Annotated in this window: 28 protein-coding genes, 1 pseudogene and 1 riboswitch; of the genes and pseudogenes, 13 read left to right on the top strand and 16 right to left on the bottom strand. The window is 51.5% G+C overall.

Features of this window, described 5'->3' with window-relative positions:
* Positions 1–192 precede the first annotated feature (192 nt).
* The gene (locus HCX92_RS01835) at positions 193–1,377 is read left to right on the top strand and encodes a class I SAM-dependent methyltransferase (RefSeq protein ID WP_169293222.1); all 1,185 of its coding nucleotides are present in this window, start codon (positions 193–195) and stop codon (positions 1,375–1,377) included.
* Here the strand turns inward: HCX92_RS01835 and HCX92_RS01830 are convergent.
* Together HCX92_RS01830 and HCX92_RS01825 are read right to left on the bottom strand one after the other, a co-directional pair.
* The gene (locus tag HCX92_RS01830; protein WP_169293221.1) at positions 1,374–2,552 is read right to left on the bottom strand and encodes a hypothetical protein; all 1,179 of its coding nucleotides are present in this window, start codon (positions 2,550–2,552) and stop codon (positions 1,374–1,376) included. The two genes, HCX92_RS01835 and HCX92_RS01830, sit on opposite strands and share 4 nt — an antisense overlap.
* A 21-nt stretch (positions 2,553–2,573) precedes the next feature.
* Positions 2,574–4,631, bottom strand: coding sequence for a lytic transglycosylase domain-containing protein (locus tag HCX92_RS01825; protein ID WP_169293220.1), 2,058 nt, complete (start codon positions 4,629–4,631; stop codon positions 2,574–2,576).
* Between the two features lie 23 nt (positions 4,632–4,654).
* Between HCX92_RS01825 and HCX92_RS01820 the strand changes: the two genes are divergently transcribed.
* A complete protein-coding gene (locus HCX92_RS01820) occupies positions 4,655–5,269 on the top strand; it encodes a 5-formyltetrahydrofolate cyclo-ligase (protein WP_169293219.1) in 615 nt (204 codons plus the stop codon).
* A gap of 87 nt (positions 5,270–5,356) precedes the next feature.
* On the opposite strand, the gene metF is transcribed toward HCX92_RS01820, so the two are convergent.
* From metF to metK, 4 genes are all read right to left on the bottom strand, one after another.
* Entirely contained in the window at positions 5,357–6,199 is an 843-nt protein-coding gene (metF, locus tag HCX92_RS01815) for a methylenetetrahydrofolate reductase [NAD(P)H] (protein WP_169293218.1), read from the bottom strand.
* A 1-nt stretch (position 6,200) separates the two neighbouring features.
* Complete coding sequence (locus HCX92_RS01810) at positions 6,201–6,536, bottom strand: phage holin family protein (protein ID WP_169293217.1); 336 nt, start codon at positions 6,534–6,536, stop codon at positions 6,201–6,203.
* Between the two features lie 121 nt (positions 6,537–6,657).
* Positions 6,658–8,055 (bottom strand): adenosylhomocysteinase, encoded by a 1,398-nt coding sequence (gene ahcY / locus HCX92_RS01805; RefSeq protein ID WP_169293216.1) that lies wholly within the window; start codon positions 8,053–8,055, stop codon positions 6,658–6,660.
* A 71-nt stretch (positions 8,056–8,126) separates the two neighbouring features.
* A riboswitch (S-adenosyl-L-homocysteine riboswitch) is annotated at positions 8,127–8,242 on the bottom strand.
* A gap of 89 nt (positions 8,243–8,331) precedes the next feature.
* Complete coding sequence (gene metK, locus HCX92_RS01800) at positions 8,332–9,495, bottom strand: methionine adenosyltransferase (RefSeq protein WP_169293215.1); 1,164 nt, start codon at positions 9,493–9,495, stop codon at positions 8,332–8,334.
* 407 nt (positions 9,496–9,902) lie between these two features.
* Between metK and HCX92_RS01795 the strand changes: the two genes are divergently transcribed.
* The 4 genes from HCX92_RS01795 (at position 9,903) to xerC (ending at position 13,368) form a co-directional block, all read left to right on the top strand.
* On the top strand, positions 9,903–10,793 hold the full coding sequence (locus tag HCX92_RS01795; protein WP_169293214.1) for a lysophospholipid acyltransferase family protein: 891 nt from the start codon (positions 9,903–9,905) through the stop codon (positions 10,791–10,793).
* Between the two features lie 74 nt (positions 10,794–10,867).
* Entirely contained in the window at positions 10,868–11,752 is an 885-nt protein-coding gene (dapF, locus tag HCX92_RS01790) for a diaminopimelate epimerase (RefSeq protein ID WP_169293213.1), read from the top strand.
* Between the two features lie 4 nt (positions 11,753–11,756).
* Complete coding sequence (locus HCX92_RS01785) at positions 11,757–12,413, top strand: DUF484 family protein (protein ID WP_169293212.1); 657 nt, start codon at positions 11,757–11,759, stop codon at positions 12,411–12,413.
* A gap of 1 nt (position 12,414) precedes the next feature.
* Positions 12,415–13,368 carry a tyrosine recombinase XerC gene (xerC, locus tag HCX92_RS01780; protein ID WP_211182223.1) on the top strand — a complete coding sequence of 318 codons (954 nt, stop codon included), beginning with the start codon at positions 12,415–12,417 and terminating at the stop codon, positions 13,366–13,368.
* Here the strand turns inward: xerC and HCX92_RS01775 are convergent, their stop codons facing one another.
* Genes HCX92_RS01775 through HCX92_RS01760 form a run of 4 tightly spaced genes read right to left on the bottom strand, consistent with a single transcriptional unit; the run spans position 13,369 to position 16,183 of the window.
* Complete coding sequence (locus tag HCX92_RS01775) at positions 13,369–14,397, bottom strand: metal ABC transporter solute-binding protein, Zn/Mn family (protein WP_211182222.1); 1,029 nt, start codon at positions 14,395–14,397, stop codon at positions 13,369–13,371.
* Between the two features lie 15 nt (positions 14,398–14,412).
* Positions 14,413–15,279 (bottom strand): metal ABC transporter permease, encoded by an 867-nt coding sequence (locus tag HCX92_RS01770; protein WP_169293211.1) that lies wholly within the window; start codon positions 15,277–15,279, stop codon positions 14,413–14,415.
* Complete coding sequence (locus HCX92_RS01765; RefSeq protein ID WP_169293210.1) at positions 15,279–15,989, bottom strand: metal ABC transporter ATP-binding protein; 711 nt, start codon at positions 15,987–15,989, stop codon at positions 15,279–15,281. The genes HCX92_RS01770 and HCX92_RS01765 overlap by 1 nt, the downstream gene beginning before the upstream one ends.
* A complete protein-coding gene (locus HCX92_RS01760; RefSeq protein WP_169293209.1) occupies positions 15,986–16,183 on the bottom strand; it encodes a hypothetical protein in 198 nt (65 codons plus the stop codon). Before HCX92_RS01760 ends, HCX92_RS01765 begins: the two co-directional genes overlap by 4 nt.
* Before the next feature lie 175 nt (positions 16,184–16,358).
* Here HCX92_RS01760 and HCX92_RS01755 point away from each other — a divergent pair, with 175 nt between their 5' ends.
* The 5 genes from HCX92_RS01755 to hslU all read left to right on the top strand — a co-directional run bounded on the left by HCX92_RS01755 (position 16,359) and on the right by hslU (position 20,747).
* A complete protein-coding gene (locus tag HCX92_RS01755; protein ID WP_169293208.1) occupies positions 16,359–16,850 on the top strand; it encodes a Fur family transcriptional regulator in 492 nt (163 codons plus the stop codon).
* A gap of 259 nt (positions 16,851–17,109) precedes the next feature.
* On the top strand, positions 17,110–18,222 hold the full coding sequence (locus HCX92_RS01750; protein ID WP_169293207.1) for a GTP-binding protein: 1,113 nt from the start codon (positions 17,110–17,112) through the stop codon (positions 18,220–18,222).
* A gap of 125 nt (positions 18,223–18,347) precedes the next feature.
* Complete coding sequence (gene dksA / locus HCX92_RS01745; protein ID WP_169293206.1) at positions 18,348–18,800, top strand: RNA polymerase-binding protein DksA; 453 nt, start codon at positions 18,348–18,350, stop codon at positions 18,798–18,800.
* 69 nt (positions 18,801–18,869) lie between these two features.
* Positions 18,870–19,403 (top strand): ATP-dependent protease subunit HslV, encoded by a 534-nt coding sequence (gene hslV, locus HCX92_RS01740; protein WP_169293205.1) that lies wholly within the window; start codon positions 18,870–18,872, stop codon positions 19,401–19,403.
* Between the two features lie 12 nt (positions 19,404–19,415).
* A complete protein-coding gene (gene hslU, locus HCX92_RS01735) occupies positions 19,416–20,747 on the top strand; it encodes an ATP-dependent protease ATPase subunit HslU (protein ID WP_169293204.1) in 1,332 nt (443 codons plus the stop codon).
* An 88-nt stretch (positions 20,748–20,835) separates the two neighbouring features.
* On the opposite strand, the gene HCX92_RS01730 is transcribed toward hslU, so the two are convergent.
* Positions 20,836–21,129, bottom strand: coding sequence for a copper-binding protein (locus tag HCX92_RS01730; RefSeq protein ID WP_169293203.1), 294 nt, complete (start codon positions 21,127–21,129; stop codon positions 20,836–20,838).
* A gap of 183 nt (positions 21,130–21,312) precedes the next feature.
* Here HCX92_RS01730 and HCX92_RS01725 point away from each other — a divergent pair, with 183 nt between their 5' ends.
* Both HCX92_RS01725 and HCX92_RS01720 read left to right on the top strand, forming a co-directional pair.
* A complete protein-coding gene (locus tag HCX92_RS01725; protein ID WP_169293202.1) occupies positions 21,313–21,765 on the top strand; it encodes a universal stress protein in 453 nt (150 codons plus the stop codon).
* Between the two features lie 84 nt (positions 21,766–21,849).
* Positions 21,850–22,401, top strand: coding sequence for a cob(I)yrinic acid a,c-diamide adenosyltransferase (locus tag HCX92_RS01720; protein ID WP_169293201.1), 552 nt, complete (start codon positions 21,850–21,852; stop codon positions 22,399–22,401).
* Positions 22,402–22,413: 12 nt separating this feature from the next.
* On the opposite strand, the gene HCX92_RS01715 is transcribed toward HCX92_RS01720, so the two are convergent.
* The 5 genes and pseudogenes from HCX92_RS01715 to HCX92_RS01695 all read right to left on the bottom strand — a co-directional run.
* Complete coding sequence (locus HCX92_RS01715) at positions 22,414–23,130, bottom strand: ABC transporter ATP-binding protein (RefSeq protein ID WP_169293200.1); 717 nt, start codon at positions 23,128–23,130, stop codon at positions 22,414–22,416.
* Between the two features lie 21 nt (positions 23,131–23,151).
* Positions 23,152–23,898: pseudogene (locus HCX92_RS01710) on the bottom strand (ABC transporter permease); the annotation flags it as partial.
* Positions 23,895–25,046: an efflux RND transporter periplasmic adaptor subunit gene (locus HCX92_RS01705; protein WP_169293198.1), complete on the bottom strand. Its 1,152-nt coding sequence runs from the start codon at positions 25,044–25,046 to the stop codon at positions 23,895–23,897. The pseudogene HCX92_RS01710 and the gene HCX92_RS01705, both read right to left, overlap by 4 nt.
* Before the next feature lie 2 nt (positions 25,047–25,048).
* The gene (locus HCX92_RS01700) at positions 25,049–25,654 is read right to left on the bottom strand and encodes a TetR/AcrR family transcriptional regulator (protein ID WP_169293319.1); all 606 of its coding nucleotides are present in this window, start codon (positions 25,652–25,654) and stop codon (positions 25,049–25,051) included.
* Positions 25,655–25,849: 195 nt separating this feature from the next.
* Positions 25,850–26,455, bottom strand: a 606-nt coding sequence (locus tag HCX92_RS01695) for a tripartite tricarboxylate transporter permease (RefSeq protein WP_211182221.1), incomplete at its 5' end; no start/stop codon positions are given.

Genomic DNA, 26,455 nt, shown 5'->3' with positions numbered 1-26,455 from the left:
GTAAATGATAATGATTATTATTATAGATCTTAAATAAAAATATAAGTCTTATCTACCTAAGCAGCTTTGCGAAAAATCAAATAATACAATATCGCCCTTCAAACACGCAATTACAACGCTGCCATGGAATGCGCTTTGTTGCATCATGTTTTATATACAATAGTGTCAGCTTATTTTATTGATTCCACCATCATGTCCCATATCCCACGCAAGAACCATTTTCCTGACATTGACCCCGTCTCCCTTGAGCACAGCACCCATACGGCTACCCATTTAAAACAGCTGATTGGCCAACAGGGCAGCATTCCGTTCCAGGTGTGGATGCATGAAGCCCTGTATGCACCGGGCCTGGGTTATTACGCCAGTGGCAATACCAAGCTGGGCAATTACCAGAATCAGGCCATAACACAGGGACTACCAGGTGATTTCACAACCGCCCCTGAATTAAGCCCCTGGTTTGCCCGTACGTTAAGCAGGCAAATAAAGCAAGTGCTGCAGGCAAGCGGCACCACCGCCATTCTTGAATTTGGCGCAGGTACGGGCAAGCTGGCTTATGATATTTTATCCACGCTCAATAACCCTGCTATCAAATATTTAATACTTGAATTATCTGCCGATTTGAAAAGCCGGCAACAGGAAAAACTGGCTGATTTTAACGGCCAGGTGCAATGGCTTGATGCCCTGCCCAAACACTTTGAGGGCTGCGTGATTGCCAATGAGGTACTGGATGCCATGCCCGTCAACCTGTTTGAATGGCAGGAAGACGGCTCCCTGGCGGAAAAACATGTCTCCCTGAACGAGGCAGGGGAATTTACCTGGCTTAAACAGCCTGCGAACGCGGCAATGGTGGAAAAAATCACTGCCCGCATGCCGGTTTTTCCAGCTTATGCTTCTGAAGTAAACCTGCAGGCAGAGGCCTGGATTCATGAGATGGGGAACTGGCTAAAGAAAGGTGTGGCCATTCTGATTGATTACGGCTTTCCGCAAAAGGAATACTATCACCCACAACGCAGCCAGGGCACTTTGATGTGCCACTTGCGCCATCATGCCCACGGCAACCCCTTAATTTACCCCGGTATTCAGGACATTACTGCCCACGTTGATTTTACGGCCATGGCCGATGCCGCCCTGGATAGCGGCCTTGAAGTACTGGGCTATACGTCCCAGGCCAATTTCCTGCTTAATTGCGGCTTGATGGACCTGCTGGCAGCACTGGACCCGCAAGACGTGGCACGCTATGCCAAAGAAATTTCCCCGGTACAAAAACTGGTTTCCGAAGCGGAAATGGGGGAACTGTTCAAGGTATTGGCGATTGGCTTTGATATTGGCGAAGATTTGCTTGGTTTCACACGAGCCGACCGTCGTCATACGCTTTAAGATTGAATTAAATACTCATAAACCGATTCAACACGGACCTTTCTGACAGCCTCTTTTATTTGAGCCGCTTGCCCTGCGTATTCCCGCGCAATGGCACCGGCATCAATATCTTTTGCCCGCTCCAGGCAAATACGCCAGAAAGCAACGGGAACGTCAACATGCTGTATGGCTGCCGTATCCGGCAAGGGGAAACCGGTTTTTCCGGCACATGCCGCGGCCTGTATCAAATCCATAAAACGTTCTGGTTTACGCAGGCCATCGCAACGCTCAATGAGCACAACGATATCATCCGCCTTTTGCAGATCATGTTCATTTTCCTGCGCCTGCCATGCTTGCAGCCCCAGCAAAACCAGTGGCAACAATCGGGCATAATCAAGGCAATCATTAGGCACCCGCAAGTGCCGGGACAAGGCTTCAATATCTGGCGTATCCAGGCACAAAATGGCATAACGCGACGGCAAGGGCAAGCCGCAGCCATGCGCGGCATCCAGCAAACCCGCCACCCGCCCGTTCCATACCAGCTGCGGCATCACCCTGGGCAGGGCACTCACGTCAGCCAGCATATTGAACATTTTCGACGGCTTTTCATACAGCATGCCCCGGGAAATTTCTTTCCAGACCCGTTCCGGCACCAGAGCATCCACTTCGCCATTGTCAACCATCTGGCGACACAACTGGCGCGTCTCGTCCGCCAGGCTGAAATGGGTAAACCGTGCCGCAAAACGGGCCACCCGTAAAATCCTGACGGGATCTTCAATAAAGGCATCCCCCACATGGCGGAATACACATGCCTGCAAATCCGCCTGGCCGTTCAATGGGTCAATAATATTCCCTTCCCGGTCCTGCGCCATGGCATTGATGGTCAGGTCGCGTCGTTTCAGGTCATCTTCAAGACTGACATCCTTGCCGGTATAAAACGTGAACCCCTGATAGCCGCGCCCGGATTTTCTTTCGGTACGGGCCAGCGCATATTCTTCCCTGGTTTGCGGATGCAAAAATACCGGAAAATCCCCCCCCACAGGCAGGAATCCGCGTGCAGTCATGTCTTCGGGGGCGGCCCCCACCACCACCCAGTCCTTGTCGCCTTCGGGCAGGCCCAGCAGGCGGTCTCGTACCGCACCACCCACAATATAAACCTCCAGGCCTTCCAGGCTATTGTTTTTTGTACTGCTCACTTGAACCCGCTCCCGTCATGACTAAGGCGTAACCGTGCCCAGGCGCTGCACCAATGATTGCGGCTGCCCGCTAAACAGGGTGGCATACCAGGTGGCATTGGACATGACATGCTTGACGTAAAGCCGGGTTTCAGTAAAGGGAATGGTTTCGGCAAAAATGGCGCCTTCCACCGGCCCCGATAAACTGCTACGCCAGCGCTTGGAGCGGTTCGGACCGGCATTATAGCCCGCCGTGGCCAAGATCTCGGAATTGCCAAGATCACTTTTCACCATGCTCAGGTATGAAGTACCCAACCGTGTGTTGGTATCAAACTCATTCACATCGCTCATTGAAAAATCGGACATGCCAATTTTTTTGGCCACCATTCTTGCCGTACCGGGCATGACCTGCATCAAGCCAGCTGCACCCACCTGTGAACGGGCCACCGGCACAAAACGGGATTCCTGCCGGATAAGACCATAAACCCAGGCAGGGTCAAGCCCCACATTCCGGGCCTGCTGACCCACCTTGCCCTCAAAGGGCGCCAGAAACCGCTGCCTGAAATTGATATCGCCCTGCGTCAATAAAGAAGTATTAATGGCCCGGTCATAAATATTTTCCTGCACCGCCCACTCGGCAGCCGCGATCAGCTCCCGGTCATTCAGTCCCTTGATGGCAAAGTTCCATTCGGCAACCGCTTCGGGGCGCCAGCCTAAATTAAACAGGCTGACGGCACGCTGCAATCCCCGGTTCTGCCTGACATGCGCCAGTTCGGCGGATGTACTCGCTGGTGCCTGGGGTGGCAACATGATTTTGCGCCCCAGGGCTTCAGTGGCCAGTTGCCCGTAGAAGCCATGATCCTCATTGGCCACCGTTTCAAACCCCTTACGGGCAGCCGACGTATTGCCCATGGCTTGCCAGGCCCTGGCTTTCCAGTATATCCAGACGGGCTCCTGCTGTTGTGCAGGAGGCATCATGCCAATAGCTTTGGCCACCCATGGCCAGTCTATATTGGGTTGACGCAAAGCCGCCCGCACCCGCCAGGCATGATTGTATTCGCTTAAACGAAAACCTTCTCCGGCCTGCCTGTACCATTGATCCGCCCGGTCTTCCAGGTTCAGGACGGAAACCAGGCCAAACTGAGTCAGGATCCATTGCCGGTTTTCAGCTGACACCAGTGTATTGCCGGTACGTTGCAAAAAGGCATAACCGTCCTCACGGTCCTGTCTGGCCAGGCGGCTGAACGCCAGTGTTCTTAATTCTTCCTGCTCACGGCTTTGTGCCTTGCCGCTTTGTCCCGACAGCCAGGCTTTTGGGTTGACCATGAACGCATCATAGTCCTTCATTTGCGCAGGGCTGAACAGCATGGCAGCGTAACGGCGGGCATTTGCCTTATTGTCATATTCAATGTCATCACGCAACAGGGGCTGAATGTGATCCCATTGCAGCACTTTTGACGCATACAGTTGCGCCATCATATCCCAGCAGGCGGTTCCCGGACGAAAGGCATCCATGGCCTGACTGGCACTGACGCGCCCATTACCCATATGTCGGGCATGCAAAACAGCGCAATCCACCTGTGCATTATCCAGGTTCACATTACCCAGTTTGCGAACTGTGGCAAAATCCCTGGTGCGCGCGGCTTCCAGTATCCAGTCCGCTTTCAAGCGCTCATGCAAATAAGGGTTCTGGCTTTTTTCAAGAAAAGCCAGAATGTCAGCGGCAGGAATGGGTTCGGAACGGCTCCTGATTTGGTTGCGCAAATACCAGAACATGGGGTACTCGCCCAGTTCCTGATCGGCACGAGCCTGCTGGGCAAGAGCCGGCAATAGCGCCCAGTTTTTGGCCTGCATCGCCGCATAAGCCGATATGACAGCATTACGTGCATCGGCAGGCACTTGGGCTGGCGGGCCATAATATTTCAACGATGGGGCAAGCTGGCCTTCGATTTTCTTTTCAGCGGCCGATGTGGACGTTTCGGCACAGGCGGTTAACAATAACAGGAATGGAATCATGCCCAACTGCCAACGGGAGGCCTGTTTCTTGAAAATGCCCCAACATGTTATTCTTGTTTTTTTTGAATGATTACTTTCTGTCATTTTGATCCTCAAAACCGGTACCTATGAACATAACCCGAACCGCTCCCATGAACAATCAGGAAATACGCAAATGGCTGACCACTTCACGCCAGGCATTGTCAGCATCAATCCGTGAAAAATACAGCGGGCAAATACGGCGGCATTTCATGACATGGTTCAGGCAGTTCTCCCGGGAGCACCCGCAGTCTTCTTGCCGGATTGCCGGATTCTGGCCCATCAAAGAAGAACCCGACCTGATTCCCCTGTTGACCGAGCTCGACCGGCAGGGCCATGAACTTAGCCTGCCCCGCATCACAAAACCGGACAGCGCCCTGGAGTTTTACCGCTGGACGGCTACAACACCCTTATACCCCGGCAAATTCAATATACCCGAACCGCAATTGACTGAAAAATCATTGCCTGCCGATATTATACTGGTACCCACCCTGGGTTTCACTCGTGATGGGCACCGGATTGGCTACGGTAAAGGCTATTATGACCGTACCCTGGCAGGGTTGCACGAAAAAGGCCATGATTTCATTAAAATGGGTGTTGCCTGGGATGAAGGGGAAATTACCATACCCTATACGCCCGAACCACATGATATCCCGCTTGACTATATCCTGACGCCCTCAGGCCTGCATGTACCCGCTCACTAACCGGATTTACAAGCAGGCAAAGCTGATGATGATTGACGGTGGCACCGGCCTTTCAGCCGGGACCACTGAGACAATGCTCAACCCGGATCAATAGCTCAGGTTTTCCCAAATGGATAACGTGGCTTCCGCATTGTTAAGCGTATAGAAATGAATACCTGGCGCACCATTGTCAATAAGCTCCTGGCACAACCGGGTAACCACTTCTGTCCCGAATTGGCGGATCGACTGCCTGTCATCACCGAACTCGGCCAGACGCAGACGGATCCAGCGCGGGATTTCAGCCCCGCACATTTGTGAAAAACGAACCAGCTGCGTGTGATTGGTAATCGGCATGATACCCGGCACAATGGGAATATCCACCCCCTTGGCACGCACGCTGTCCACAAAACTGAAATAAGCATCGGGATTGAAAAAATACTGGGTGATGGCACTATCGGCCCCTGCCCTGACTTTTTGCACAAAGTGCTCAATATCCTGCTCAAACCCCTGTGCCTGCGGGTGCATTTCTGGGTAAGCGGCCACTTCAATATGGAACCAGTCACCGGAATGCTCGCGAACCAGTTTCACCAGGTCACTGGCATGACGCAAGTCGCTGCTAACCACACCCATTCCCGAAGGCAAATCACCCCGCAGGGCAACCAGGCGTTTGACGCCCTCGGCCCGATAGGCATCAAGAATTTGACAGATGCTATCCCTGTCGGCACCAATGCATGATAAGTGCGGTGCGGCCTCGTAACCCATCCGGGAGAAAAGACGCACGGTTTCTGCAGTCCCTTCACGGGTGGAGCCACCGGCACCGAACGTCACACTGACATAACTCGGATTGATGATTTGCAACTGCTTGGCCGTACTCAGCAGACGCTCACGCCCAGCCTGGTCTCTCGGTGGAAAAAACTCCAGGCTGAACGACTCTTTGGAAAACGAACTCATATTAATTCAAAAGACTTAAAAGGATCCCTGAAATAATACTATAGACTAATGCCCCGGCCAGTGCCCACCAGAACCCATCTACCTGGAACCCGTTAAACAGGGAACCCGCCAGCCAGAACAGCAAAGCATTCAGGACAAACAGGAACAATCCAAGGGTGACAATCGTAATGGGAATGGTGAGAAAAACCAGGACAGGATAAATAATTGTATTGATCAGACCCAGGATAACTGCCGCAATCAATGCCGCGCCAAAGCTGGCAACCGTAACACCAGGCAGGATATAGGCCACCACCATCAGTGCCAGCGCCTGCAACAACCAGGTAAGTATTAATGACATGTGCTGCTCCAGAAAAGGGGATCGGAAAGCTGCCTTAAAGACAGTTCCTATACAATAATTCCATAGTAACGTATATGCAATCCGGATATTTCAGGATAGCCGGATTGCAGGATTTTACAGATCAATAGCGATAGTGATCGGGTTTGAAAGGGCCCTCTACGGGAACCCCGATATAGTCAGCCTGCTGTTGTGACAGCTTGGTTAACTGCACACCCAGTTTTTTCAGGTGCAGTCGGGCCACTTTTTCGTCAAGGTGTTTGGGCAACACATAAACCTGGCCTTTTTGATAGGCATCGGTACGTGTGAACAATTCGATCTGGGCAATGGTCTGGTTGGTGAAAGAGGCGGACATCACAAAAGAAGGATGGCCGGTTGCGCAACCCAGGTTGACCAGGCGGCCCTTGGCCAGCAGAATAATGCGTTTGCCATCGGGGAAAATGATGTGGTCAACCTGCGGCTTGATTTCTTCCCACTGCAGGTCTTCAACCGAAGCCACGTCAATTTCATTGTCGAAGTGACCGATATTGCACAAAATAGCCTGGTCTTTCATTTTTTCCATATGAGTGCGGTCAATCACATGGTAGTTACCGGTAGCGGTCACGAAAATATCAGCCTTGTCGGCAGCTTCGTCCATGGTGACCACTTTATAGCCTTCCATAGAAGCCTGCAACGCACAAATCGGATCAATTTCACACACCCACACCTGGGCGCGCAAGGCCTGCAAAGCTTGTGCACAACCTTTACCCACATCACCAAAACCCACTACAACAGCCACTTTACCGGCAATCATGACATCGGTGGCACGTTTGATACCGTCAACCAGGGATTCACGACAACCATACAGGTTATCGAATTTGGATTTGGTTACCGAGTCGTTCACGTTAATGGCGGGGAACTGCAGCTCACCTTTTTGTGCCATCTGGTACAGACGATGAACACCGGTAGTGGTTTCTTCGGTCACCCCCTTGATTTGCGCCAGGCGGGTTGAGTACCAGTTTGCGTCTGTGGCCAGCCTGGCCTTGATGGCGGCAAACAGCACACGCTCTTCTTCACTGCCTGGGTTAGCCAGCACGGAAATGTCTTTTTCTGCCTTGGCACCCAGGTGCAGCAGCGTTGTGGCATCACCACCGTCGTCAAGGATCATGTTGGCCTGTTCACCGGGCCACTCAAAAATTTTATGGGTATATTGCCAGTACTCTTCAAGAGACTCGCCCTTGACCGCAAACACGGGAATACCGCGCTCGGCAATGGCAGCGGCGGCATGATCCTGGGTAGAGAAAATATTGCAGGAAGCCCAACGCACTTCGGCCCCCAAAGCAACGAGGGTTTCAATTAACACACCAGTCTGGATGGTCATGTGCAGGCTGCCGGCAATACGGGCACCTTTCAGGGGCTGTGAGGCGGCAAATTCCTCACGGGTGGCCATCAGGCCGGGCATTTCTGTTTCGGCAATGCTTAATTCACGACGTCCCCAGCCGGCCAGGGAAATATCAGCAATTTTATAATCAGCAGTAGTCATTGTAAAAAATCCAATAAATGCTGCTTTGGTAATGAATGCGAGCTTGTCTCACCATCAACTACAAAGCAGGTTAATGATGAGCGCCGTTACATGAAAAAAAGAGGTATTCCGAGCCTGGCAGCATTCACTGTTAAGGCATGACCCAATCATGCCATACAGGAAAACTGTCGCAGCGCCCCTCGGAAATGTCCGGAACAGTTTACCTCAAACGAGGTCTTGAAGGTTCAAAAAGTGTCTCGCCACAAAAGATGACAAGACACCCTTTACATCAACCCGTTAACGGGCGTTTTTCAATGCCTCGACCTTATCGGTGGCTTCCCAGCTGAACTCGGGTTCGGCACGTCCAAAATGACCGTAAGCAGCGGTTTTGCCGTAAATGGGACGCAACAGGTCGAGCATTTGCACGATCCCGCGTGGACGCAGATCAAAATGCTCACGAACCAGCAAGGCAATTTCGTCATCGGGGATAACACCGGTGCCTTCAGTGTAAACCGTGATATTAATGGGTTCGGCCACGCCAATCGCATAACTGACCTGCACCTGACACTGGCGTGCCAGACCGGCAGCCACAATATTCTTGGCCACATAACGGGCGGCATAGGCAGCCGAACGGTCTACCTTTGAAGGGTCTTTACCCGAGAAGGCGCCACCGCCGTGCGGGCAGGCACCACCATAGGTGTCCACAATAATCTTGCGTCCGGTCAGACCGCAATCGCCTTGTGGACCACCAATCACGAAAATACCGGTCGGATTGACCAGGAATTTGGTTTTGGGTGTAATCAGGCCTTCAGGGAAGCTGGGCTTGATAATGTCCTCGATAACCGCTTCGCGGATGGAAGACTGTGAAATTTCAGGGGCATGCTGGGTGGACAGCACAACCGTATCCACTTCTGCAGGTTTACCATCAATATAGCGGAACGTGACCTGTGACTTGGCATCGGGGCGCAACCATGGCAGGCGGCCATCTTTGCGCAATTCGCTTTGGCGCTGGACCAGACGATGTGCATACCAAATGGGAGCAGGCATCAGGTCGGGCGTTTCATCGCAGGCGTAGCCAAACATCAGGCCTTGGTCACCGGCACCCTGATTAAGGATTTCATCGGGACTGCGATCAACGCCTTGGGCAATATCGGGCGATTGCTTGTCATAGGCAACCAGCACGGCACAGCCTTTGTAATCAATGCCGTAAGCGGTATTGTCGTAGCCAATACGCTTGATGGTGTCACGTGCAACCTGAATATAATCAATGTTGGCCGTTGTGGTGATTTCACCGGCCAGCACGACCAGTCCGGTATTGCACAAGGTTTCGGCAGCTACCCGGGCAGTGGGGTCTTCGGCAAGAATGGCATCCAGGATGGCATCGGAAATCTGGTCAGCCACCTTATCGGGGTGACCTTCGGAAACAGACTCGGAAGTAAATAAAAAATCGTTTTGAGCCATTTAACAGCGTCCTTTTATTAATGTCAGAAACTCCGACGTTTTTGAGGTAAGAACGCGCAGCACCCTTATTTCAAATGAAATAAAATTAAGGCGCGACGCTTTAGCGGTGTTTTATGAAACCAGTTCATGTCGCCCCGCAAGTTGTCGGTTAACTCAGCGACTGTCGGCCATTTTAAAACATTTACAAAAATTTCCAAGCAAAGCCCCTCTTTTTGTCACAGATTTTTTGAAAAATCCCCGGCCCCCCTGTCACGTTGCTTGGCCAGCCCTTGTTCTCGTTTCCCAGGCCGCTCATTTCCATCCGCCGGCCGCTTATGTTAAATTGCTTTTTAGCTAACACCCTGTTGAAACCTCAGCTGTTTAAGGTTTCCCTGCGCTGAATTAAACAGCCATAAATGTCCAATTGAATGAAATCCACCAAAAGAAAATTCCTTGACGCCGTCTTCCACTGGTTTGGCAACACCTCACACAAGCGACGCCAGCAACTTGGCTGGCTGCTCAGTACCCTGTCTCCGCTTATCATGAAGCGCAGGGCCGCCATCGTTCGCAAGAACCTGGAACTGTGCTTTCCCGAAGCATCGCTCGAGCAGCGCCAACAATGGCAAAAAGAACACTTCCGGGTACTGGCCCAATCCATTGTTGATCGAGGCCTGTTCTGGTTCGGTTCACCGGAAAACATCCTGGCAACCATCCATATGGATGGCTTTGAACACATAGAACGGCTCCTGGCGGAAAAACGTCCCGTCCTGATGCTGGCACCCCATTTTGTGGCGCTTGACGCGGCAGCCACCCGGCTTTCCATGTCCCTGAAAAAAGCGGCCACTATTTACACCCCTCAACACGATCCGGACATTGACGATATTGTCCGGGAAGGACGTGGTCGTTTCAATGAAATTCACCTGATCAGCCGCAAGGAAGGGGTACGTGGCATGCTGCGCCACCTGAAAGAAGGCACACCGGTTTATTATCTTCCCGACATGGACTTTGGTCGCAAGGGTTCCATTTTCGTGCCGTTTTTCAATATCCCTGCCGCCACCCTGCCCACCACCGCACAAATTGCCAAATCCTGGCATGCGGCAGTGGTGCCGATTGTGAGCCGTTGGGACCCGACAACCGGACACTATCATGTCCAGGTCTTGCCCCCCCTGACGGATTTTCCCGGAGAACAAAGCATTGAGGCCGCCACTACACGCATCAATCAATTGCTTGAGCAATGGATTCTTCAAGCACCCAGCCAGTATTACTGGGTTCACCGCCGTTTCAAGACACGCCCCGAGGGTGAGGAAAAAATTTATTGAAACAGATCGGGCAACAGCACTGCATGACGGGAATTTTCAGTCCATAATGAATTTTTTTTACGTATCAGACACCCATGATTTGGCAATTTACAAAAATGCATGGTGCTGGCAATGATTTCATCGTTCTTGATGGCGTCAGCCAGCCCATTGAAATGACCCCTGAACGGGCACGTGCCCTGGCGCATCGCCAGCTTGGCATCGGCGCCGACCAGATTTTACTGGTAGAAACGCCTTCCCACCCGGAAGCCGACTTCCGCTATCGCATCTTCAATGCCGATGGCAGTGAGGTTGAGCATTGTGGCAATGGCTCCCGCTGTTTTGTACGCTTTGTCCACGAACAAAGATTGTCCCGCCGCAATCCACTCAGGGCAGAAATTGCCACCGGCCTGATTACGCTTGAAGAAAAAGAGGACAATAGTGTTACCGTTGACATGGGGGTTACCCGTTTCGATCCGGCTGCGCTGCCTTTTGACACAGAAGGCTTAAGCCACAGCCAGGAACATGAAGAAACGCTCTGGAACCTGCCCCTGCCACAGGGGGGTATGGTTACCCTGTCGACACTGGCCATTTCCAACCCGCATGCGGTACTGCTGGTGGATAACATTGACACCGCCCCCGTTGCAACACTGGGCCCGTTCATCGAAAGCCACCCCCGCTTTGGCAATCGCGTCAATGTCGGGTTCATGCAGGTCGTCAACCGCCACCACATTCGGCTGCGCGTTTATGAGCGTGGTGTGGGTGAAACCCTGTCTTGCGGCACCGGTGCCTGTGCTGCTGTTGCCACTGGCATCCGTCGTGGCCTGTTGGACTCTCCGGTCACCGTCCAAACCCGGGGAGGACTATTAACCATTGAGTGGAATGGCACTCAATTGAAAATGACCGGCCCGGCCACCACCGTATTTTCTGGCCAGATTGATATTGATAAACTGGTCAAAGATTTTTGCTTAAAGGATGAGTAGACTTATGTCAGAGACAACGTTTGAGCCGGATGAGATTGCTGTTTTCCTGAAAAACAACCCCTCTTTTTTTGAGGATCATGCCCAGCTGTTTGCCAGCCTGTCCATTCCACACCCTTATGCAGACCGCACCCTGTCTTTAGGTGCCCGTCAAGTCATGACCCTGCGCAAGCGTAGCAAAGCGCTTGAATGGAAACTGGCGGAACTGATGCATAACGCCGACTCAAACGCCTCTATCAGCCAAAGCATGACGCTTTGGTGCTCTCAGATGCTGGCCGAAAAAAACAGCCAGAAATTACCCGAGCGCACGATTGACAGCCTGAAACAGGCCTTTGAACAACTTGATGTTTCCCTGCGTCTGTGGAACCTGCCGATGCTCCGGGCAAAAAAATTCAAGCTTGATGATGATACTGGATTGCAGGCTTACACCGATTCGCTGGAAAAACCTTATTGCGGTCCCGAAGGCTATCTGCCGGCGCATGAATGGCTTGAAGAAAAGCCGGCCTCAGTGGCCCTGGTCCCCCTGAGAACAGAAGACCGAACCTTTGGCCTGCTGGTGTTTGGCTCTTGCCATGAAGAACATTTTACCCCCGACATGGGCACGGTTTTCCTGGAAAACCTGGGGCGACTGGCCAGTGCCGGCCTAAGCCGCCTTATTAAGTAAAATGAACCACAACCTGCCTGCAGCCATGGAGCAATGGCTGGACTATTTGCGCACCAACAAGCGTTACTCTGCCCATACGCTGGCAGCCTACCGAAGAGATCTGGCCCAACTGACACGCCTGTACCCCGATATCGATCTGGCCACCCTGAGCAACCCGCAAATCCGTACCGCCATTGCCCGCCTGCACGCCAGTCAAATGAGTCCGCGCAGCCTGGCACGGATTCTGTCAGCCTGGCGCGGATTCTATGCGTGGTGGGTACCGCTGGCCAAATTAAGCCTCAATCCAGCCAAAAATGTCAAAACCCCAAAAGTGCCCAAAAGTCTTCCCAAAGCCTTATCAGTCGAACAAACCCAGGCCCTGCTTGATCATCCGGCCAGACAGGCGCAAAATGCCCCCATCCACTTGCGTGACCAGGCCATGTTCGAATTGCTTTACGCCAGTGGCCTGCGCCTGTCCGAACTGGTGCAACTGGACACCCATTACGTTAAAAAAGACAATTATGAATCGGCTGGCTGGCTTAACCTGGCTGAGCAGGAATTAACCGTAAAAGGAAAAGGCAATAAAACACGGCTGGTTCCCTTGGGCAGGAAAGCACAGGAAGCCCTTTCAACATGGCTGGCCGCCCGCCCGTCACTCTTGAAACCGGCGACGCCTGAAAATGATATCAATGCCCTTTTTCTGGGTGAACGTGGTGCCCGCATCTCGCCACGGGTGGTACAGCTGCAACTGAAGAAATTTGCACAGCTATCGGAAGTGCCCGGCCAGATCCACCCGCATGTATTACGTCACAGTTTTGCCAGTCATCTGCTGCAATCGGCCCAGGATCTGCGCGCGGTTCAGGAACTGCTGGGGCATGCCAACATTTCAACCACGCAAATTTATACCCGGCTGGACTTCCAGCACCTGGCCAAAGCCTATGACCAGGCACACCCCAGGGCCAAACGCAAAAACTGATTACCTGATCGCTTCGGTAATCACACCGGTATTATGGCGCATCATCCCCAAATAGGAAGCGGCTTCGCCGCTCGTGGCCAAGGCATCGGAATACAGCATACCCCCCACTTTGGCCCCCGTTTCCCTGGCAATCTGGTCTTGAAGTTTATTGTTTTTCACATTTTCCAGGAATACGGCAGGGATTTTTTGTTCCTTGATTTGCCTGATAACCGCAGAAATGTCCTTGGCTGAGGGTTCAGCAGAGGTAGAGATACCTAATGGGGCAATCACCTCAAGCCCATAGGCATCGGCAAAATATCCAAAAGCATCATGGGTGGTCACAATTTTCCGGCGTTCGGCAGGAATATCTGCCATGGCCTTGCGAACCTGCTCGTCCAGCGCCTGCATCTGCTGGATGTAATCCCGGGCATTGCCTTCGTACAGCGCGGCGTTGGCCGGGTCAGCCTGCGACAAAGCCCGGGCAATATTGCGCACATAAACCTGCCCGTTAGCCAGATCCTGCCAGGCGTGCGGGTCAAACTCTCCATGATCATGCCCATGACCGTGATCGTGATCTTTTTCATGTTCATGTTCATGCCCTTCTTCGTGATCATGCTCTTCATGACTGTCATGATCATCTTTATCGGCTGCATGGTGATCATGCACATCGTGGTCGGCTGCCTCGTCCAGTTTACGCACTTTCACACCATCACTGGCCACAATCACTTTTCCCTGAAAGCCCGAAGAAGCCAGCAAACGGTCGGTCCAGCTATCCAGGCCAAGTCCGTTCACAAACAACAGTTGGGTATCGGGTGAGGACATTTTTTTGATATCCCGAGGTGTCAGTTCAACCTCATGTGAGTTGCCATCGGCAGGCACCAGTGAAACAACATTGACCTGATCGGCACCCACTGTTTTCACCATATCCGCCAGGATGGAAAAACTGGTCACCACTTCAATGGGGGCCTTTGCCTGTACTGGCAAGGCAGTGGCCAACAAACCCGCCAACACCATGGCTGGCGCTCCTTTCAGATAAACCTGGAATTTCATTACTTGATCCTGTTATTAATTGAGAAAACGAATACGGCTGCGAATCACGCCACCCTGGCGACCAAACATCAAGCTCAGGATATAAAACAGACCGGCAACCAGAATAATGGCCGATGATGCCGGCACGCCATAATGATAGGAAACGACCAGACCGACATAGGCAGACAATGCACCAATAGCGGCGGCCAGCACCAGCTGCCGACCCACCGTGCGGCCACAAAATCGGGCAGCGGCGGCGGGCAACATCATCATCCCGACCACCATCAGGGTACCCAGAACCTGAAAACCGGCCACCAGATTCACAACCAGCAACATCAGAAACAGCATATGCACCAGCGACCCGCCTCCCCCTTCCGAACGAAGGAAACCGGGATCAAGGCACTCTATAATCAATGGCCGATAAATTAAAGACAATAGAAGAATGGTCAGGCTGCTGACCACCATAATAAACAGCAGGGCCTTGTCATCCAACCCGAGGACAGAACCGAACAGGACATGCAGCAAATCCATATTGGAGCCCTTCAAAGACAGCAAGACAACACCCAGCCCAAGCGAAATCAGGTACAAGGCGGCAAAACTGGCGTCTTCTTTCAGGGACGTCAGCCGAGATACCACACCAGCCAGCAAAGCCACCAGCAAACCGGTTACCATCCCCCCCACCAACATGGCTGTCAGGGAGACCCCGGCAACCAGGAAACCGGCAGCCACCCCAGGCAAAATGGCATGTGACATGGAATCAGCCACCAGACTCATGCGCCGCAAAATAAGAAATACACCCAGCGGACCGGTCGCAACAGCCAGAAATATGGCGCCAAACAGGGCACGGCTCATGAATCCGAATTCAACGAAGGGAGACAGGAAAATTTCATACAGTGCTCCCATCAGAAACCTCCCAACGACAGGCGACGGGCCTTCTGCAGATTTTCTTCAGTAAGGATATCCGCGGTTTTCCCCCAGGCCACCACCTGCCTGGCCAACAGCAGCGTCTCGGGAAAACACTGTTTCACCCTTTCCACATCGTGCAAAACAGCAATAATGGTGCGTCCTTCAGCATGCCAGTTCAAAATAATGCGCATCAAATCTTCACACGTATCTTCATCCACCGCGGCAAAAGGTTCATCAAGCAGCAATACCTGTGCGTCACGCACGATTAAACGGGCAAACAGGGCCCGCTGCAGCTGACCGCCCGATAGACTGCCAATCAACTGGTCGGCAACGGCTTGCAAACCCACTTTTTCAAGGGCATGATTGATGCGGATGCGCTCTGCCTTGCCATAATGCCGCCATGGCCCGATCCGGCGCCAGGCACCCATGGCAACCAGTTCGTAAGTCGTGATGGGAAAACTGCGATCCAGGTCACTCAGCTGTGGCAGCAAGGTCAATTCCTTGCGAAAAGCCGGTGCCAATTCTATGCTACCCGCAGTGGGCTTGAGAAAATTGATGATACCTTTGACAAGGGTGGACTTGCCGGCCCCGTTCGCGCCCAGAATGGCGGTCAGCGTGCCCTGGTTGAACTGCCCGGAAACATGCTGAAGCACTGGCTTGTCCCGCCACCCGAGCGATACATCATTCAGGCGGATAACCGGATTCACAGGGCCATACCTGAAACCAGTGTGCCGATTTCCGGAAACCAGCCCAAGGCATAACCGGTTACGCCCCACATCAGCGCCAGGAAAAGCCCGGCCTGAATCACCCTTGCCAATGCGGAATTGAGCAATGGGGACTGGATCCGCTGGTGAACGGTATCGGCAGAAACGGAATGGCTGCTGGAAAGTGTGGTTTGCATAACAGTGCGCGGAGTTGAAAAAGTATAAACAATCAACAAATGATATGATATAACATATTAAAACATAAAATAAACGGCAATGTCATCAAAATTGTTCTTGCGATCACACTTTTTTTCGCTTCATGGTACATTGACCTAAAGGATCAACTTATTATTTTTAGTATTAAAAACGCTCATGCATTCCACTCATCACCATTCTCACTCGCATAAATCGGTCGACCAGCGACTGCTTGAGGCCGAGCAGCTCTGTGAGTCCCGCGGCAAACGACTGACGCCCATCCGCCAGCAGGTGCTCCGGCTCATGCTCGAGGAATCGCGTAGCCTCAAGGCCTATGAGCTTCTTGATGCCATGTTGGCCATTCATCCAAAGTCCAAACCACCCACCGTTTATCGCGCGCTTGAATTTCTTGAAGAGGAAGGGCTTATTCATCGCCTTGATGCCGTCAATGCCTGGACTGCCTGTATCGATGTCAACAGTCATCACCACGATTTGCTGGTCGTTTGCACGCAATGCGGCAAAGTGGTTGAAATCAGCGCCCCTGAAATTAGCAGCCAGCTAAAAAAACTGATCGCCAATACCGGTTTTTCGCTCACCTCGAACGAAACGGAAATCAGGGCCACCTGCGCGCAATGCAAGGAAAAAAACAAGCCCCAACATAACCATTAATGTCTTAGCCATACGAAATCCGGTCCGGGGCTTGCATTACGCATTTATGCCCCCATTATGGGATGTTGCACCACAAAAACGCTTTTCTCTTCTGGCAATACTGACGACATTAGGGTTTATATCTAAATTGATTCAATTTTTTGTAAAGTCACTGATATATATTTGCCAGATAATCAAAGCTGTGATGTAATTGCCCGATTATATTAAAAATTTTCGCCAGGCAGAAATTCGGCCTGCGATGTTAGTTAAGAAGCAAATTATGACTGTTACCCAGGCACAAGCCAATAAAATGGTTCCTGTCACCGTTCTAACCGGATTCCTTGGTGCAGGAAAAACCACTCTACTCAAGCGAATCCTGACCGAATTCCACGGCAAACGCATCGCCGTCATCGAAAACGAATTCGGCCCCGAAAGCATCGACAACGAACTGCTGGTCCAGGACAGTGATGAGGAAATCATTGAACTGAACAATGGCTGCGTCTGCTGTACGGTTCGTGGAGACTTGCTCAAAACGCTTACCGACCTTAAAAACCGTCGCCTCAACAACGAACTCAACTTCGAGCGCGTTATTATTGAAACGACCGGCGTGGCCAATCCCGGCCCGGTCTGCCAGACTTTTTTCATGGATGACGGTATTGCCGAATACTTCCGTCTTGATGCAGTCATCACCGTGGTGGATGCCAAACATGGCATGCAAACCCTGGATACCCAGCCCGAAGCGCAAAAACAGGTTGGTTTTGCAGACCGCATCCTGATTTCCAAAAAAGACCTGGTCAGTGATGAGGAATATGCCTCGCTGAAACATCGCCTGGTGCACATGAATCCCCGTGCACAAATCATGCCCGTGCATTTTGGTGAAGCCGATCTTAACCAAATACTGGATGTCACCGGCTTCAACCTGAATAGCATTCTGGATATCGATCCGGAATTCCTGAAGGAAGACCACCATGATCATGACCATGAGTGCGATGAACACTGCCACCATGACCATCATCACGATCATGAGTGCGATGAACACTGCGACCATGACCATCATCACGGCCATGAGCACAATCATCACCATGCGCATCACGATGATGAAATCGGTGCCTTTGTATTTACCTCCAGCAAGCCCTTCGATCCCCAACGCCTGGAAGAATTCCTGAGTGGTGTGGTACAGGTTTTTGGTCCCGACCTTTACCGTTACAAGGGCATCCTGTATATGAAAGGCGTCAAACAAAGAATGCTGTTCCAGGGCGTGCACATGCTCATGGGTGCAGAACCCGGAAAACTCTGGGGCCCCAAAGAAAAACCTTACAACAAGATGGTTTTTATCGGTCGCAAATTGCCCAAAGACGTATTTACCAACGGCCTGACACAATGCCTTGCCTAAACAGGCAATAAGTTTGTTACACACAATGAAGGCAGGTTCTCGATTTTTTTACACAATAATTGATACATCCTGAACACGCCCTCATTGATTTGATTAATAAGCAGTACTACTGAACGGAGTGTTTGATGGCTAACAAATCAGCTAAAAATACCGACACAATCACAGAACAACCGTTATTAACTGAAGAGCAGTTACTCGCCATGCCTGAAGAGGACTACATGAACGACCAGCAGCTGGCGTTCTTCAAGGACCGACTCAAGAAACTGGAAGCAGACATTCTCAATAATGCGGATGCCACTACCGAAAACCTTCGCGAAACCCAGTTTGTGCCCGATCCGGCAGACCGTGCCACCATCGAGGAAGAACACGCCCTGGAGTTGCGTACCCGGGACCGCGAACGCAAACTGCTCAAGAAAGTACAGCAATCCCTGATGCTCATTGAGTCCAAAGAATATGGTTGGTGCGAAGAAACCGGAGAGCCGATTGGCCTGCGTCGCCTGTTAGCCCGTCCAACCGCCAACCTTTCACTGGAAGCCCAGGAAAGACGCGAAAAACGCCAAAAACTCTACGGCGATTAAAAATCTTCATTTTTCACCCTTGAAATTCTTCTTGCCAGCCCCATCTACGGAAACTACAGGAAGAATTTCATGGAACAATTTCACGCTACTACCATTGTTTGTGTTCGCCGCGGCAACGACGTTGCCATAGGCGGTGATGGTCAAGTCACACTGGGCAATATCGTTTTCAAAAGCACTGCCCGAAAAATCCGTCGTCTTTACAATGACAAGGTCCTGGTTGGTTTTGCCGGTGCCACTGCCGACGCCTTTACCCTTCTGGAACTATTCGAAGCCAAACTTGAAAAACATCAAGGCCACTTAATGCGTGCCGCTGTCGAGCTCACCAAAGACTGGCGCACCGACCGCGCCCTGCGTCGCCTTGAGGCCATGCTGATTGTGGCCGACAAAGATCATACTCTGGTGCTGACCGGCAATGGCGATGTCCTTGAACCCGAACACAGCCTTGCCGCCATTGGCTCAGGCGGTGCCTATGCGCAATCTGCCGCGCTGGCCCTACTTCATAATACAGATCTGTCGCCTGCCGAAGTTGTTAAAAAATCGCTTGAAATCGCCGGTGATCTGTGTATTTATACCAACCAGAATCACGTTATTGAAACGCTTTAATCAGGATATCTCATGACAACCAGCGTAATGACGCCCAAAGAAATTGTCTCTGAACTGGACAAAAACATTATCGGCCAGCAAAAGGCCAAAAAATCTGTTGCGGTCGCCCTGCGTAACCGCTGGCGCCGCCAGCAAGTGGCAGAACCGCTACGTCACGAAATCTCGCCCAAGAACATTCTCATGATTGGCCCCACTGGTGTCGGTAAAACCGAAATTGCCCGTCGGCTGGCCAAACTGGCCAATGCTCCCTTTATCAAGGTAGAAGCCACCAAATTCACCGAAGTCGGCTATGTGGGCCGTGATGTCGACACCATCATTCGTGACCTGGTTGACATTTCAGTCAAACAAACCCGTGAACTGGAAATGCGTCGCGTACGCACCCAGGCCGAGGACGCTGCTGAAGACCGCATCCTTGACGTACTGGTAGCACCCGCCCGCGATGCCAATGGAAACCCGATTCGCGAAGAAAACAGCGCACGCCAGAATTTCCGCAAACGTCTGCGGGAAAACAAAATCGATGACCTGGAAATTGAAATCGAAGTGGCACAGCAATTGCCCCAAATGGAAATCATGGCGCCTCCGGGCATGGAGGACATGACCGAGCAATTGAAAGGCATGTTTGCCGGTCTGAATCGCGATAAGAAAAAAACGCAAAAAATGACCGTTAAAAACGCGTTCAAATTGCTGGTGGAAGAAGAAGCGGCCAAACGCGTCAACGAAGAAGAAATCCGCAATGCGGCGGTTAAAAATGCCGAACAGAATGGCATTGTCTTCCTGGACGAAATTGACAAAATCGCCGCACGCCAGTCACAAAGCAGTGCCGATGTTTCCCGTCAGGGTGTGCAGCGCGACCTGCTTCCCCTGGTTGAAGGCACCACGGTCAACACCAAATACGGCATGATCAAGACCGATCACATCCTGTTTATTGCCTCAGGTGCTTTCCATCTGTCACGCCCCTCAGACCTGATTCCCGAATTGCAAGGCCGTTTCCCGATCCGGGTTGAACTGGATTCGCTGACTGCCGAAGACTTCGTGGAAATCCTGAGCAGCACCGACTACTCCCTGATCAAGCAATATACCGCCCTGCTGGCCACTGAAGATGTTCATCTGGACTTTACCGATGAAGGCATCAAACGGCTTGCTGAGCTGGCGTTTGAGGTGAATGAACGCACCGAAAACATCGGTGCACGCAGACTGTATACCGTCATGGAAAAACTGCTGGAGGATCTTTCCTTTGATGCCACGGCAAGTAATGAGTCAACCATTCGCATTGATGCCAACTATGTAAACAGCAAGCTGGAAGAAACCGCCCAAAGCCAGGATCTGGCCCATTACGTTCTATAATTCCGCCCCTGGAAAAACCCTGTATTGCCCCCGTATGGCTGCCGCAGTGAACCAGCTGCCCATACGGGGGCAATATTGATATGGGCGCCTAATCTTTACGGATTTCAATAATGATGTATTGATCGTTCTGGTGCAATGCCCTGAACTTGACCGAATCACCCGGCTGGATATCTTTGAGCAAACCCGGGTTAATGTTATAAATCAATGTCATCGCCGGTAACTTCAAATCAATAATCGGGCCATGTTTAATCGTGATTTTTCCCCTTTCTGCCTGAATGCGACGAACCTCTCCGGTGGCACTGGCTTCATTCTGCGCCAACACAGGGCCAGTCGCCAGTAAACCGGCAAGTCCAAGCACCGCTGCCACTAGCATCTTTTTCATGAAAACTCCTTATCTGGAAGAACGACCACCGTTCCATAGTACACAAATTTATTATGAAAAAGAGGAAATCAATTACTTTACAAGCCTAAAGGCATTTCATTTCACGCAGTATAAAACTAAGTTAGAATGTAAGTTGTACATAGCATTTGACTTAAAAATATACCAGTAACTTTGGAGCAATGAATGGCAAAAACAATATTAGTCCCCTTCGATGGTTCGTCTAACGCAAACAAAGCGCTGGACTGGGCAATTTCCCTGGCAAAAGTATCCGGTTTTAAAATTCTGCTGCTGAATGTTCAACCCAGCTTCAGAACCGTTCATGCCAAAACATTTTTCAACAAAACCGATCTGGAAGAATACCAGCAGCAGCTCTTCAAGGAAGCCACTGAAGGCGTTGAAGACAAACTGAAAGCGTCTGAAGTTCCTTACAATCTTAAACTGGATATCGGTGACCCCAAAGAACGTATTGTTGAGGAAGTTCGCAACAGCGCCAAAGGCGAAGACCGCATTGAATTGATCGTCATGGGCTCACGAGGCACCAACCCCGTCTTCAGCGGTGTGCTGGGCAGTGTCAGCTACGCCATCATCAATGCTGGCGTTTGCCCCGTCACCATTATTCCCCAAGAGAAGAAATAATTTTCTGGCGGCATAACAAAGAGCCATCTTTTGATGGCTCTTTTTATTTCCCCCAACCCTAAACTGCCTGAAAAAGGATATAACATGGCTGACCGTTTAACCTCAATCGTCACCAAAACGGGTGATGCCGGCACAACCAGCCTGGGAGACGGCTCCCGCATTGCCAAAAATGATGCCCGCATTGAAGCAATTGGCCAGGTTGATGAACTCAACAGCTTTATCGGTCTGCTGGCCTGTGAACCCTTGCCCAAGGACATTCCAGCGGCCCTGGAACGCATCCAGCACCATTTATTTGATCTGGGCTCGGAACTGTGTGTGCCCGGTTATTCAGCCCTAATCGAAAGCCATGTGACTTTTCTGGAAACAGAAATTGAGCGTTCACTGGCTGAGCTGCCCCCCTTGAAAGAATTCATCCTGCCAGGAGGCACACGCCCGGCAAGCCTGGCGCATGTCTGCCGCAGCATTTGCAGACGGGCTGAACGCGGTCTGGTTACGCTGGACCAGCGCGAACCCCTGAACGATATCGGCCGGCAATACCTGAATCGCCTGTCCGATTATTTTTTCATGCTTGCCCGCATTCTTAACAAAGAAGCTGGCCGCCAGGACATTTTCTGGCAAAAGGAAAAAACAAGCTAGGCAAGCCACTCTTTAATTAATCGGGCGCCCCTGCCCCGCTTCTTCATAAGTAATGCCATCCCGAATATGATAAATACGCCTGAAAGTGGGAATAATTTTCTCATCATGCGTCACGACAATAATGGCTGTTTCATACTCGCGCGCCATGTCATTCAGGATACGGATAACCGCCAGCGCCCGCTCGCTATCCAGAGGGGCAGTGGGTTCATCAGCCAAAATAATGGGGGGCTGGTTAACCAGCCCCCTTGCAATGGCAACCCGTTGCTGCTCACCCCCGGACAACTGGGATGGCATCGCCTGGGCCCGGTGCGCCACATCAAGCGCTTCCAGCAAATGCATGGCTTTTTGCCTTGCCTGCCCATTGGACACACCCGCCAGCATGGGTAGCAGGGCCACATTATCAACTACATCAAGAAAGGGAATAAGATAGGGTGACTGGAAGACAAAACCGATTTTATCGCGCCGCAAAGCACGCAAATCACGCACTTTCCAACCATTGTCATAAATAAGCTGATCACCCAGTTTCATCACCCCCTCGGTCGGGTCAATAATGGCCCCCAGACATTTAAGCAAAGTGCTTTTACCTGAACCGGATGGACCAATCAGCCCAACCACCTCTCCGGGAGCCACTTGCATATTGACGTTTTTGAGAGCAAGAAATGCATTCGCCCCCTGCCCATACTGCTTTTTCAGGTTTTCGATCCTGACACCGCCCACTCGTTGGGACATGACTGTTTACCCCCCTACCGCTTCAGCCGGATCAACCCCCTCTTTTAAAGTCACCAGCACCGAATTGACCGAAAGATTACTGGTTTTTGATGCAAGAACCGCATCCAGCAGGCCTGGTACATTAGGCCGGTTGAATTCAGGATTGGCCTGCGTTTTGCGACGATCCAGCCAGATGGCTTCATTGTTTTTCAGGAACTGGGCTTCCTGCGCGTCTTTCAGGGGAATAAACACCATCGGGTCACCGCCTGAAGACACCATGCGCCGGGTCAAGCCAACAACCGTATACTGGTTACGGCGCAAAGTTATCTTATCGCCCAGCTGCAAGCCTGTTGCGATATCCGCAACCGCTTCGTAGTGACTGCGCGTGATATGCCGCCCCGCCACCAGAAAACGGGGCCAGCCGGGTGTTTTTCCCGCCATTCCCGGTGCAATTCCTACCACCATCACCCGAATATCCTTGTCATGATGACGGACCTGCATGGTCAGGTAGGTAATATTGCTTGCCTGTTCAACACCTGGAATGCCCAAGATACCACGGTACACATCATCATTCAGGCTTGAAGGTTCCGCATAAGGCCCCAGCGTATCCTGTTGCACAACCCAGATATCGGCTCCGCTATTGTCAAGCAATGATTTGCCATCGCTGACCAGCCCCCGGTATACGCCCGCCATCACCAAGGTTACCCCGATAAGCAGGCCCAAACCCATACCTGTAAAAATAAATTTACCCCATGAGTGCAGGATATCCCGGGAAGCCAGGTTAATCATTGGGTCACCCCTGGAATTTGATCAGTGATCAAGATACGGCTTTTGGCCGTTAACGCTTTCTCGCTATATACCACAACCTGATCATCCTCCTGCAGTCCCGCAATAATCTGCACATTACCGTCCAGGTCAATTACACCCGGCTGCACAGCTGCAAACTGCAGATTTTTATCAACAACACGCCAGACACCTTGTTGGTTGTCCACCCGTACCAGTGAAGCATTGGGAATAACCACAAAACCGGGTATTTCAGGCAAATGCACCGTTACCTCACTAAGTTCGCCTAGCGAAGGCACTTGTTCGGGCAAAGCAATGAAACTGACTTTTGCCAACATTTCTTCGGTAACCATATCGGCCTTGGGTTCTATTCGGGATATTTTGCCAGGAAAAACGGCCTGTCCACGTGTGCGCAACACAATGCTGGCTGGCAAATCAGCCTCAAGCCCAATCGAACTGGATTGATCAAAACGCGCCTCAATCCAAACCTCTGCCGGATTGATCATTTCAAGCACGGCCTGCCCCGCAACGACCGTAGAACCGGGGTCTGCATTTCGTGATGTCACAATACCCTCAACAGGTGCAATCAGTTGCAGTGATTTTCTCTGGCTCATCAGGGCAGCCAGATCCGCCTTTGCCTTGATAATATCTTCTGCCGCAGCTTCAAGCCCCGCCTGGGCAATCCGATACTCCTGCTCCATGATATTCAGGCTTTCTTCACTGCTTGACCGCGAAGCAAACAATTTACGGTAACGCTTGAGCTGGACACCGGCATGTTCAAATTTGACTTGAGCCTGGGTATGCTGCAAACTGACGCGTTTCAGCACTCTTTCCTGGGAATGTATCCGCTCATCAAGATCAATCGGATCCATTTGCCCGACAATTTGTCCTGCCTTGACCGTGTCACCGACATTAACGGCAATATCAAGCAATCTGCCCGTTATGACAGGGCCGACTTTATAGGTATAGCGTGCACTAACCGTTCCAATGCCAAATACTGAAGGGGTAACCGGTTGGACTTTAGCCTGTGTTACGGTCACGGGTACCGCCGCCAGGGGACCAGTCCGGATGACTACATATCCAAACAAACCCAGCAAGGGCAAAATAACCAGCAACAGGCCTAGCTTCCTTGAACGCATGGAAATTTTACTCATTATTAACCCCTGATTGCGCGTAAATACAAGGAAAATACCGATCCGGCATTCTGTTTCATCAATTGGATATCACCTGCCAGCAATGACTGCATTACCAGCCCTTGAAGCGTACCTATGAACAGGATAGCCGCAGCTTTCGAGTCCAGTCCAGGGGTAATCTCCTTTTGTGCCTTGCCATCCTCAAGCAATTGCCTGACACGCTCTGTGTAGCGCTGTATTAAATCCAGAGCAATCCGCTTCGCGGGTGTGGTCTCTACATGCTGCAACTCACCAAACAGGATCCTGGGTACCCCCGGATAAGCAAGGACAAAATCCACATGCTGCATGAACACACTTTCCAGGGCTGCGAGCGCAGAATGCGGATTCTCCTGGATCGCTTTCATGATCCGGCTGTAGAGGGTTTGTTCAACCCAATTCATGACCTCTTCCCAAATAGCATCTTTATTGGAAAAATGCCTGAACAGGGCACCCTGTGTCAAATTCATCTGTTGTGCAATCGCTGCCGTCGTAATATTTGCCGGATTCAGGGCACCGGCAAGCTCAACAACAGAAATAACTGTCATTGACCTGCGCTCAGCTGCAGTAAGATTCTTGCCCCTGGCTTCCATGTTCGCCCCCAAAAAGATAGTAATCAATTACTATCTTATCAGATTCTGTTAACAATGTATGTTTATTTTACACACCAAACAATATTACCGCTGATACTGGAGTTAAAAAAACTCCCTTGATGCCCGGAATGACATCAAGGGAGTTTTGCATGCATGGCAATGTTTATTTGCCGGTTAACAGCATCTCAGCGGTCTTTAATCCTCTTCGACAAACGTTTCTTCGCGTTTTTTGCGGATGGATGGCAGTGCCACCAGAATGACCAGGCCAACAGCCATTAACAACAGGGTCAGTGACAGCGGACGCTCAACGAAGGTCAGGAAGTCACCCCGGGACAACAACAGTGCCCGGCGGAAGTTCTCTTCCATCATTGGGCCCAGTACCAGACCCAGCAACAGCGGCGCACCTTCACACTTCAGTTTGGTCCAGATATAACCGATGATGCCAAAGATACCCATGACGTAAATATCAAACGCGTTGTAGTTCAGCGAGTACACACCGATCGTGCAGAACAGCAAAATGGCCGGGAACAGGACACGGTAAGGCACTTTGAGCAGTTTGACCCACAGGCCCACCAGCGGCAGGTTCAGCACCACCAGCATCAGGTTACCAATCCACATGGACACGATCAGACCCCAGAACAACTCGGGGTGGCTGCTCATGACCTGAGGACCGGGCTGGATGTTGTGAATCGTCATGGCACCCACCATCAGGGCCATCACCGCGTTACCGGGAATACCCAGGGTCAGCAAGGGGATGAACGAGGTTTGTGCCGCCGCGTTGTTGGCCGACTCGGGGCCGGC

It is taken from the genome of Advenella sp. EE-W14 (assembly GCF_012923605.1).
Taxonomy (GTDB): Bacteria; Pseudomonadota; Gammaproteobacteria; order Burkholderiales; family Burkholderiaceae_B; genus Advenella; species Advenella alkanexedens.
The sequence above is the reverse complement of the archived record's forward strand: the minus strand, read 5'-3'. Positions and strand labels throughout refer to the sequence as shown.

Coding starts and splice junctions, on each gene's coding strand:
- HCX92_RS01835 (WP_169293222.1), top strand. CDS start 193: ATGTCCCATATCCCACGCAAGAACCATTTTCCTGACATTGACCCCGTC.
- HCX92_RS01825 (WP_169293220.1), bottom strand. CDS start 4,631: ATGACAGAAAGTAATCATTCAAAAAAAACAAGAATAACATGTTGGGGC.
- HCX92_RS01820 (WP_169293219.1), top strand. CDS start 4,655: ATGAACATAACCCGAACCGCTCCCATGAACAATCAGGAAATACGCAAA.
- metF (WP_169293218.1), bottom strand. CDS start 6,199: ATGAGTTCGTTTTCCAAAGAGTCGTTCAGCCTGGAGTTTTTTCCACCG.
- HCX92_RS01810 (WP_169293217.1), bottom strand. CDS start 6,536: ATGTCATTAATACTTACCTGGTTGTTGCAGGCGCTGGCACTGATGGTG.
- ahcY (WP_169293216.1), bottom strand. CDS start 8,055: ATGACTACTGCTGATTATAAAATTGCTGATATTTCCCTGGCCGGCTGG.
- metK (WP_169293215.1), bottom strand. CDS start 9,495: ATGGCTCAAAACGATTTTTTATTTACTTCCGAGTCTGTTTCCGAAGGT.
- HCX92_RS01795 (WP_169293214.1), top strand. CDS start 9,903: ATGAAATCCACCAAAAGAAAATTCCTTGACGCCGTCTTCCACTGGTTT.
- dapF (WP_169293213.1), top strand. CDS start 10,868: ATGATTTGGCAATTTACAAAAATGCATGGTGCTGGCAATGATTTCATC.
- HCX92_RS01785 (WP_169293212.1), top strand. CDS start 11,757: ATGTCAGAGACAACGTTTGAGCCGGATGAGATTGCTGTTTTCCTGAAA.
- xerC (WP_211182223.1), top strand. CDS start 12,415: ATGAACCACAACCTGCCTGCAGCCATGGAGCAATGGCTGGACTATTTG.
- HCX92_RS01775 (WP_211182222.1), bottom strand. CDS start 14,397: ATGAAATTCCAGGTTTATCTGAAAGGAGCGCCAGCCATGGTGTTGGCG.
- HCX92_RS01770 (WP_169293211.1), bottom strand. CDS start 15,279: ATGGGAGCACTGTATGAAATTTTCCTGTCTCCCTTCGTTGAATTCGGA.
- HCX92_RS01760 (WP_169293209.1), bottom strand. CDS start 16,183: ATGCAAACCACACTTTCCAGCAGCCATTCCGTTTCTGCCGATACCGTT.
- HCX92_RS01755 (WP_169293208.1), top strand. CDS start 16,359: ATGCATTCCACTCATCACCATTCTCACTCGCATAAATCGGTCGACCAG.
- HCX92_RS01750 (WP_169293207.1), top strand. CDS start 17,110: ATGACTGTTACCCAGGCACAAGCCAATAAAATGGTTCCTGTCACCGTT.
- dksA (WP_169293206.1), top strand. CDS start 18,348: ATGGCTAACAAATCAGCTAAAAATACCGACACAATCACAGAACAACCG.
- hslV (WP_169293205.1), top strand. CDS start 18,870: ATGGAACAATTTCACGCTACTACCATTGTTTGTGTTCGCCGCGGCAAC.
- hslU (WP_169293204.1), top strand. CDS start 19,416: ATGACAACCAGCGTAATGACGCCCAAAGAAATTGTCTCTGAACTGGAC.
- HCX92_RS01730 (WP_169293203.1), bottom strand. CDS start 21,129: ATGAAAAAGATGCTAGTGGCAGCGGTGCTTGGACTTGCCGGTTTACTG.
- HCX92_RS01725 (WP_169293202.1), top strand. CDS start 21,313: ATGGCAAAAACAATATTAGTCCCCTTCGATGGTTCGTCTAACGCAAAC.
- HCX92_RS01720 (WP_169293201.1), top strand. CDS start 21,850: ATGGCTGACCGTTTAACCTCAATCGTCACCAAAACGGGTGATGCCGGC.
- HCX92_RS01715 (WP_169293200.1), bottom strand. CDS start 23,130: ATGTCCCAACGAGTGGGCGGTGTCAGGATCGAAAACCTGAAAAAGCAG.
- HCX92_RS01705 (WP_169293198.1), bottom strand. CDS start 25,046: ATGAGTAAAATTTCCATGCGTTCAAGGAAGCTAGGCCTGTTGCTGGTT.
- HCX92_RS01700 (WP_169293319.1), bottom strand. CDS start 25,654: ATGGAAGCCAGGGGCAAGAATCTTACTGCAGCTGAGCGCAGGTCAATG.